Source organism: Polaribacter sp., assembly GCF_051251875.1.
GTDB lineage: Bacteria > Bacteroidota > Bacteroidia > Flavobacteriales > Flavobacteriaceae > Polaribacter.
Window position 1 is genome coordinate 47095 of record NZ_JBPOGL010000030.1, and the last position, 9957, is coordinate 57051.

Sequence of the window (9957 nt, forward strand, 5' to 3'; positions counted from 1 at the left end):
TTTATTGATTACAACTCTTTAAAACTCCTTTTAAAAACTCATTTTCATCAAAATTAAGCAACCCAAAACGTACAATTACCATTTCGTTATCTGGTAAAACATACACTCGTTGTCCCTGAAAACCATCTGCAAAATACATGGTTTTAGGCACATCTTTAAATTTATTTTTTGCATTTAACCAAAATTGTGCGCCATAAGTTCCGTTAGAACCAGGTGTTGGTGTTGTTACGTAATCTACCCATTGTTTTGTAAAAAGTTCCTCACCATTCCAGTTTCCATTATGCAAGTATAATAGCCCAAATTTTCCCCAATCTCTAGCGGTTGCCCAAGAATAAGAAGAACCTACGTAATTACCGCTTAAATCTGCCTCTAAGACCATAGAATTCATTCCTATTTTATCAATAAAATCTGTGTACCAAAAATCTAAGTATTCTTGATGGGTTTTAAATTGACTTCTTAAAATTCCGGATAATAAATTTGTAGTGCCAGAGGAATAATTCCAAGTATTATTTGGGGTACCAACCAAAGGTTTATTTTCTTGCATTTTTGTCATATCTCTCTCTAAAAAGAGCATTTTTGTAGCGTCAGATATTGTTTCATAATTTTCATTCCACTCTAAACCAGAATTCATTTGTAATAAATTATGAATAGTAATATTTTTTCGTTCATCATTTTTCCAAGATGCAATAGGTGCCTTGTCATCTACATTTAGTTTCCCTTGATGCTGCATAATTCCATATACAGTACTTAAAATACTTTTGGTCATAGACCATCCTAAAATTTTCGAATTCTTATCAAATCCATCCGCATATTTTTCTGAAATAATTTGATCCTTATACACAACCAGAACTGCTCTTGTTTTATGAATTGAATCAAACAAAAAATCTACAGATTTCTTTAATTGTTGATAATCTATATTTTTAAAAATGGTATCTTTTTGTGAAGTATTTCCATAAGGATACGCCAATTCATTCTCTACAAACAACCTTTTAGGTGTTAAATATGGTGCTGTTTCATCTTCTTCTGTTAACATTAAAACACTTCCCAAACCTTCTCTGTAAATTGCCTTTCTTGTTAACAGGCCAAACGCAGAAGATGTTGCTATTTTCTTTTTATTATCAACTTTATTCGAAGCCAAGTTAACCGGAGAAAAATTATTGTCTGTTTTGTCTGTAAAAGCTACCGTTCTATTTGCAAGAAACACGGAAGATGCAGTATTTTTTGCAGAATAACCCGCTAAAAGATTCAACTTTGGATAATTATAAATAATTACCACTGTTAGTACAGCAAGGATTAAAAGTAAAATTCGTTTAAAAATTTTCATCAATTGAGAGTTTAGTTTTGTAAAAATAAGAAAATCATTTTCAGTTTGACAAAACTTTAAAAATACATCCTTTATCTTTGTACTTTAAATTGATTTGTATGATAAATGTTGATAAAATTCGTAAAGATTTTCCGATTCTAAAAAGAACAGTTCATGGAAAGCCATTAGTGTATTTTGATAATGCTGCAACTTCGCAAACGCCTCAAATAGTAATTGACTCTATTGTAGATTATTATAGTAACTACAATGCAAATATACACAGAGGTGTTCACACGTTAAGTCAAGAAGCTACAGATAAGTATGAGGAGGCACGTATTAAAATTCAAAAACATTTTAACGCAAAACATGCTTTCGAAATAATTCTTACTGCTGGTACAACACATAGTATTAATATGGTTGCCGCTGGTTTTGCAACACTTTTAACCAAAGGTGATGAGATAATAGTTTCTGCTCTAGAGCATCATTCTAATATTGTTCCTTGGCAAATGCTTTGTGAAAAAACGGGTGCAATTTTACGTGTAATTCCTATGGATGAAGATGGTTCTTTACGCATGGATTTGTATCATGAATTATTAACTAACAATACAAAACTTGTTTTTTGTAACCATGTTTCTAATGCATTGGGCACTGTAAACCCAGTAGAAGAAATTATACATGCTGCTCATAAATTTGGAGCTGCGGTTTTAATTGATGGAGCACAAGCAACACCTCATATAAAACCAGATGTACAAGACTTAGATGTAGATTTTTATGTAGCATCTGCTCATAAGTTATGTGGACCAACCGGCGTTGGACTTTTATACGGAAAACAAGAGTGGTTAGAAAAATTACCTCCTTATCAAGGTGGAGGAGAAATGATAGAAACAGTTACTTTCGCCAAAACAACATATGCTGGTTTGCCCCATAAATTTGAAGCTGGCACACCAAATATTTGTGGAGGAATTGCATTTGGAGTAGCTATAGATTATATGAATTCTGTTGGTTTTGAAAATATAGCTTCTTATGAAAATGAACTTTTAGAATATGGTACTCAAGAATTACTAAAAATTGAAGGTTTAAAAATTTTTGGAACTACTAAAGAAAAGACAGCTGTTATTTCTTTTAATGTAGGTGCTTTACATCCTTATGATATTGGTTCTATCTTAGATAAACTTGGTATTGCTGTTAGAACAGGGCATCATTGTGCACAACCAATTATGGACTTTTATAAAATACCCGGAACCATAAGAGCTTCCTTCTCTTTTTACAATACTAAAGAAGAAATTGATGTTTTAGTAGCTGGCGTAAAAAGAGCTACTATGATGTTGTCTTAATTCCCATTGCGAATCTGTCTATTGTAAGCTACAAATTTTCATGTATTACTTTCAAGTAATTATGTTCTATAATATAAAAAAAGGTTGAGAATTTAATTCTCAACCTTTTTTTATGTACATAATTGTATTCTATTATTGCAACGCTGGAGAATAATTGGTAGGATAATTTCCTGCTTTTGCTAAACCATCTGTAGCCAATCCAAAGTTAGAACCAAATTTTGTGTCGGTAGCTGCTAAAATTTTATTTGCCATTAAAGCATAACCTCTTGCTGTTAAATGCACACCATCTAAACTTACTAACCCACCAGTAACTAAACTTGTTGTTAAGGTATAACCATCAAAAGAAACACCTGTAGAAGCCTCTTCTAAAAGGCCTTTAAAATCTACCAAAGCAACGTTATCATTAGAAGCTGCAACCGCCTCAATAGTTGTGTTATAAGCATCTGTTGCAGTTTTAATAGCCAATTGTTCTTGAGGAGTTAATACCCATTTATCTGCTAATGGAACAGAAACACCATTAATTAATTGTGCATTACCACCCACTGTTGTTCCTAAAAAAGAAGAACTAGTAAGTACTAATAAATCATCAGAAGTAGCTTGTCTCATATTTGTCAATGAAGCATTTATCAACGTTAAATCTGTTAAATCTTCATCTAAAATTAATACTGCATTTTGCCCACCTGCAAAATTAACTTGTCTTTTATCCACTTCTGCTTGATCAAAATTTGCAAGTAACGCTAATAAGTTAGCAGGTAATAAACCTGCATTCTTTGCATTTAAAAGATCTTGAAGCCCTTGGTTATAAGCTGCAAAAGCACCATTTAATTGGGTAGCAGTACCAGGTGCTAAAGGAATAGCATTGTAAGGTACTGTTGTAAAATGTGCTAAAGAAGTAATATAAGGCACGTTTGCCACTACTCCTTTTGCGCCACCTGCGGTTAAAGCAGAAACCAGACCAGAAAATACTTGGTTAAAAACCAATGGGTTTGTAATGTCATTATTTCCGTAAGATGCTGGGTTTAAGTTTCCTGTTGGATTTCCTGCGGATGGAGATTGATCTACTCCGGCACCTCCTGAGGTTGCGTACCCTAATACATCATTCCCTCCTATTTCTGATAAGGTAAAAAATGTAGGTGATTGCGCCAAAGCATCTCCTAAAACAGTGGCTGTTGGTGAAGACGCCATTCTTCCAAAATAAGGGTTTAAAAAACCATAACCTGCAATTCCCAAATGAAAACTTTTTGCACCAGGAACTCCCATATTATTAAAGGAACCTGTTAAGACTGAGGTAGCTTCTGTTGTAGGTGTTGCTGGTAAAGAAACTGGCCCAGAACCATTAAAATACAATCTTGATCTAAAACCTCCATTAGGATCTAAAGCTCCTCCAAAAAGCATTCCTCCTATATTATCATTCATTAAAGGCTGTTTAAAATCTGTAGAAACGCCAAATTTACTAGCCAAAATATTTGGAAAAGAGTTTTCTTGTGCCGCTTTAAATAAAGCATTGTCTGTAAAGCCAGCAGTAAAAGAAGCTCCAACAGCTACGTAACTAGAAAAATCTAATCCGTTTGTGTTTAACGCCACTTCCGCAGCAACTTCTTCTGAAATTGCATCTAATTCATTATTTACATCACATGACGTAAACGCGATTGATAAAAGAAACAATCCTATATATTTATAATTCTTCATGAAATTTTGTTTTTTTAATTATTAATTGTCCAAGAAACGTAGTACTGAGAACCTATTGCACCTACACCTGGTGCGCTTAAATATTCTTTACCTGTTAAATTTGAACCACCTAATTTTACGATAGATTTCCAACTAGGAATTCTGTAATTTATTTGAGCATCTAACATTGTTCTAGCTTCAATAGTTGCATCATGGAACGTAGATTCCCATCTGTACTTATCTTGCCATCTTGCGTTAATATTAAAACCAAAGTTTTCAAATAAATCTGTATTCCCAAATTGTAATTTAACTTTGTGTTCTGGTGTATTAAAACCTGCTTCGAAATCTGGATCTGATGCTTGATCAAAATCAAATTTTGCATAGGTATAATTTACACCAATATTAAAATCATTAAAAAACTTGGTGTTTAAACCTATGGTTGCTCCGTAAGAATTTATATCTGCTGCAGAATTAGTGTATGTTTGAAAAGCAGCATAATCTCCACTACCCAAAGCTACAATAGAAAGAGGTATTTGTGCTCCGCCAGGACCTACTGGTGCCGTTTGGGTAAGATTTACATCACCATAAAAAGGGACTACAACATTTTTACCCGAAATAAAATCGTTATATTGATTATAATACAAACTTAAATCTACGGTAATACTTTTACCTCCGGTAGGTACAATTCCTCTATAACCAATCTCATAAGCAGTTACTTTTTCTGGTTTTACTAGTACAACATTTGCATTTGTTGGTGCAGCCACTTTTCCTGCTGCAAAATCTTCAACTGAACTTGCAGAAAAAGCATTTTCATAAGCCAATCTACCAGAAATTGAAATGGTACTAGAACCTGTAAAATTTTGTCCATTTCCACTAACGGTTAATGGGCTTGTTGTATATCTGTCTAAGTTATCTGGTGCAGAACCTACTAAAAAACCTCTACCAGCATTTAACCCAATATATTGGTCTTGCGTGGTTGGATTTCTAAATCCTGTTTGAAAAGAAGCTCTAAAGTTTTGGTTTTTATTATCTCCGCCTGCATACGCAAAAGAAACTCTTGGAGAATAACTACCATCAAAATTTTGTGCTTTATCATAACGGACAGAAGCGGTAAGTTTTAAACGATCATCTTCTAAAAATTTCTTTTGCATTTGTGTATATACGCCGTACTCATCATAATCTATTGGACCATTAGTATCTGTAAAAATACTTCCCATAGAATTCAATTCATAAACTCTGTAAGAACCACCTATTTGAAACTCTGCCCAATCTATTACATCTTGAAAATTATAATTCGCATCTGCATGGTACAATTTTGTTTGGTCTTGAAATCTAGAACCAGTTACTAAATCCGGGTCTTCAATAACTTTATTAAAGGCCGCATTAAATTCTGTACTTCCTGGTAAAAATCTTCCATTTTCAGCTGTTTGTCTTCCTACTGCATGTGCTTGATCTGAGTTTAAACCAGCTAAAGTTCCTTGCACATAAGCACCAACATATTCGCCAAACCATGTATTGTCATCTTTCCAAGCTCTATTTACATTAATAGCCGCAAAACGTGTGTCATAAGATTTACCTGCGTCTTCATCTGTTAAATATCCTCTAACCATAAAGTTTTTTCCTCTAAACTCAAGTTTATGTTGTTGCATTAAGAAGTCTTTAATATTGTATCTATTTGTACCTTGATAAATGGTATTTCCTTTACCTACTTTAGAGTTCCAAATTACCTCTAATCGATCATCACCAAACGGACGGTAATTTAAAGATGCACCAAATTTGACACTTTTTGCTTCATAAGACATTAAGTCTCTTTCATCATACCCTGTTCTACTTACACTTTCACTTGGTACTAAAGCAGCTGCACCATTTGGTAAAATACCTAAACTTTCTAAGGTTTCTGCAACACCTCTTAGATTGGTAGAAACCTCATCTCCATACACATTTAAACCATCATAATTTCTATCTGATTGTCTATCACCAGAAACATATTCTCCATCTGCTGTATTTCTATAATCTGTAGCAAACCATTCTGTACCATCTAAATATGATAAAGTTGCTTTGGCAGCAAGTTTATTAGAAAAAGCATGAGCCATTCTAATGCTTACATCGTAAAATTGATTGTCTCCTGCAGCATCTTGACTGGTAAGTCCATGTTTATAAGAAACACTAATTCCTTGATCTTCAAAAGGATTTTTACTAGTCATAAACATAATACCGTTAAAGGCATTTGCACCATATAGTGCAGAAGAAGCTCCTGGTAATAACTCTACAGTTTTAACATCTAACTCAGACATTCCTAATAAATTACCCAAAGCAAAATTTAATGCTGGAGACGAATTATCCATTCCATCTACCAATTGCATAAATCGTGTATTTGCAAAGGTTGCAAAACCACGCGTATTTACAGACTTAAAAGTTAAACTATTTGTGTTTATATCAACACCTTTTAAGTTTTCTAAACCGTCATAAAATGAAGGCGCAGATGTATTTTTAATTTCTCTAGAATCCATCCTTTCTATAGTTACAGGAGATTCCATAATTCGTTCTGGAGTTCTAGATGCAGAAACAACAATTTCATCTAAAGAAGTTGCATTTTCTTCTAAACCAATATCTACTTTTTGATTGTTTTTTGTAATTTCAATTTCCTCTATTTTGTATCCTAAAATAGATATTTCTAAGGTAAATGGTGGTTTGTCTGTAACTGTTAACACAAAATTTCCATCAAAATCTGTGTTTGTACCAACAGCTTTTCTAGAAACTTTTATGTTTGCGCCCGGAAGTGTTTCTCCTGTTTTTGCATCTGTAACTGTACCAGTAACAGTAGTTTGAGCCACCATTGCCACGCTACTGAAAGCAATACATGCAAAAAGTAAAATTTTTTTTATCATAATTTGAATTATTTGTTAACTACTATGCAAAATACACATTTTTTTGAATTATTGATTATTTCTGTGTTAAATTTATAATTTGACAATAAAACTATCTTATAATTATGAATACAATACTGTAAAATGGGATTCAACTTTCTATAAATTAACCTATAGAAATTGTACATTTGTACGATAACTAATTTTCTTTTTATTGATTACTATTCACAATTTTTCTAATTTTTCTACCAAAGAAAAAACATTTGTTACCATTGGCACTTTTGATGGTGTACATTTTGGACATCAAAAGATAATTGATAAACTAGTTTTAGAAGCTAAAAAAGCAAATAAAAAATCTGTGCTTCTTACTTTTTTTCCACACCCTAGAATGGTGTTGCAAAAAGACAATTCTTTAGAGTTAATTAACACCATTGAAGAACGTGCAGAGTTGCTTAAAAAAACAGGTTTAGATTATTTAATCATTCATCCTTTTAGCAAAGATTTTTCTAGAATGACTGCTTTAGAGTTTGTGCGCGATGTTTTGGTTAATAAACTTAATATTTCGAAATTAATTATTGGTTACGATCATCATTTTGGAAAAAATAGAGAAGGAAATATTGTGCAATTAACTGAATACAGTCACTTATATGATTTTATTGTTGAAGAAATTCCGGCACAAGATATTGATGATGTTTCTGTTAGTTCTACAAAAATTAGACGCGCCTTGGCCGCTGGAAATTTAAAAACTGCCAACAATTATTTAGGGTATAATTTTATGTTATCTGGCAATGTTGTTAACGGAAAACAATTGGGTGGAAAAATTGGGTATCCTACCGCAAATATTGATGTAAAAGAAGCGTACAAACTAATTCCTAAAACAGGTGTTTATGTTGTAAAATCTACTCTTGAAAATGAAGTAGTCTTTGGAATGATGAACATTGGTAACAGACCAACTGTAAATGGAAATCATCAAACAATTGAGGTTCATTTTTTTGACTTTAACCAAAATTTATACAACCAATATTTAACCATAGAATTGCTGTATTTTTTACGAAATGAAGAAAAATTTGATTCTATTGATGCATTAATTTTTCAGATAAAAAAGGATGAACAAACTGCAAGGGATTATATTCAAGAAAATCTTTAAGTTTTTACATCGTTTTTTATTTCGACGCAGTTTTGTCATTTCGACCCTTTTGGGAGAAATCTCATAAAGTTGCTAAACGTTGTAGTAGCTATTTTATGGGATTTCTCCTTACGTCGAAATGACAAATTGGGTGTGTAGGTTTGTGTTATCACTGTTATGAGCCTTCTCAATACTTCGAAGTGACAATTATTGTGGTTTATTTTTGTGTCTTCATCTGGTTTGTCATTTCGACCCTTTTTTGGGAGAAATCACATAAAGTTGCTCAACGTTGTAGTAGCTTTTTTATGAGATTTCTCCTAACGTCGAAATGACAAATTGGGTGTGTAGGTTTGTGTTATCACTGTTATGAGTCTTCTCAATTCTTTGAAGTGACAATTGTTGTGGTTTATTTTTGTGTCTTCATTTGGTTTGTCATTTCGACCCTTTTTTGAGAGAAATCTCATAAAGTTGCTCAACGTTGTAGTAGCTATTTTATGGGATTTCTCCTAACGTCGAAATGACAAATTGGGTGTGTAGGTTTGTGTTATCACTGTTATGAGTCTTCTCAATACTTCGAAGTGACAATTGTTGTGGTTTATTGTTGTGTTTTCATTTGGTTTGTCATTTCGACCCTTTTTTGGGAGAAATCTCATAAAGATGCTCATGTTTATGGTATCAATGCTATGGGATTTCTCCTTACGTCGAAATGACAAATTGGGTGTGTAGGTTTGTGTTATCACTGTTATGAGCCTTCTCAATACTTCGAAGTGACAATTGGGGTGGTTTATTTTTGTGTCTTCATTTGGTTTGTCATTTCGACCCTTTTTTGGGAGAAATCTCATAAAGATGCTCATGTTTATGGTATCAATGCTATGGGATTTCTCCTTACGTCGAAATGACAAATTGGATGTGTAGTTTTGTGTTATCACTGTTATGAGTCTTCTCAATTCTTTGAAGTGACAATTGTTGTGGTTTATTTTTGTGTCTTCATTTGGTTTGTCATTTCGACCCTTTTGGGAGAAATCTCATAAAGTTGCTCAACGTTGTAGTAGCTGTTTTATGGGATTTCTCCTATCGTCGAAATGACAAGTGTAGCTGCTTAGGTTTATGGTATCAATACTATGTGATTTCTCCTAACGTCGAAAAGACAAATTGGGTGTATAGTTTTGTGTTACCACTGTTATGAGTCTTCTCAATTCTTTGAAGTGACAATTGTTGTGGTTTATTTTTGTGTCCTCATCTAGTTTGTCATTTCGACCCTTTTGGGAGAAATCTCATAAAGTTACTCAACGTTGTAGTAGCTATTTTATGGGATTTCTACTAACGTCGAAATGACAAGTGTAGCTGCTTAGGTTTATGGTATCAATACTATGAGATTTCTCCTTACGTCGAAAAGACAAATTGGGTGTGTAGTTTTGTGTTACCACTGTTATGAGTCTTCTCAATACTTCGAAGTAACAATTGTTGTGGTTTATTTTTGTGTCTTCATTTGGTTTGTCATTTCGACCTTTTTGGGAGAAATCACATAAAGATGCTCAACGTTGTAGTAGCTATTTTATGTGATTTCTCCTAACGTCGAAAAGACAAATTGGGGAGTGTAGTTTTATGTTACCACTGTTATGAGTCTTCTCAATACTTCGAAGTGACAATTATTGTGGT

General features: G+C 33.1%; 5 protein-coding genes. 2 read left to right on the plus strand and 3 right to left on the minus strand.

Annotated features, from left to right (window positions below; all coding sequences use genetic code 11):
- Position 1 precedes the first annotated feature (1 nt).
- Entirely contained in the window at positions 2 to 1324 is a 1323-nt protein-coding gene (locus tag ACSHW5_RS13045; protein ID WP_435676581.1) for a serine hydrolase domain-containing protein, read from the minus strand.
- A gap of 98 nt (positions 1325 to 1422) precedes the next feature.
- On the opposite strand from ACSHW5_RS13045, the gene ACSHW5_RS13050 reads away from it, so the two are divergent.
- Entirely contained in the window at positions 1423 to 2637 is a 1215-nt protein-coding gene (locus ACSHW5_RS13050; RefSeq protein WP_435676582.1) for an aminotransferase class V-fold PLP-dependent enzyme, read from the plus strand.
- A gap of 132 nt (positions 2638 to 2769) precedes the next feature.
- Here ACSHW5_RS13050 and ACSHW5_RS13055 read toward each other — a convergent pair whose 3' ends face one another.
- Together ACSHW5_RS13055 and ACSHW5_RS13060 are read right to left on the minus strand one after the other, a co-directional pair.
- Entirely contained in the window at positions 2770 to 4326 is a 1557-nt protein-coding gene (locus tag ACSHW5_RS13055; protein WP_435676583.1) for an SGNH/GDSL hydrolase family protein, read from the minus strand.
- 14 nt (positions 4327 to 4340) lie between these two features.
- Positions 4341 to 7193, minus strand: coding sequence for a TonB-dependent receptor (locus tag ACSHW5_RS13060; protein WP_435676584.1), 2853 nt, complete (start codon positions 7191 to 7193; stop codon positions 4341 to 4343).
- A 193-nt stretch (positions 7194 to 7386) separates the two neighbouring features.
- Between ACSHW5_RS13060 and ACSHW5_RS13065 the strand changes: the two genes are divergently transcribed.
- The gene (locus ACSHW5_RS13065; protein WP_435676585.1) at positions 7387 to 8319 is read left to right on the plus strand and encodes a bifunctional riboflavin kinase/FAD synthetase; all 933 of its coding nucleotides are present in this window, start codon (positions 7387 to 7389) and stop codon (positions 8317 to 8319) included.
- Positions 8320 to 9957 lie beyond the last annotated feature (1638 nt).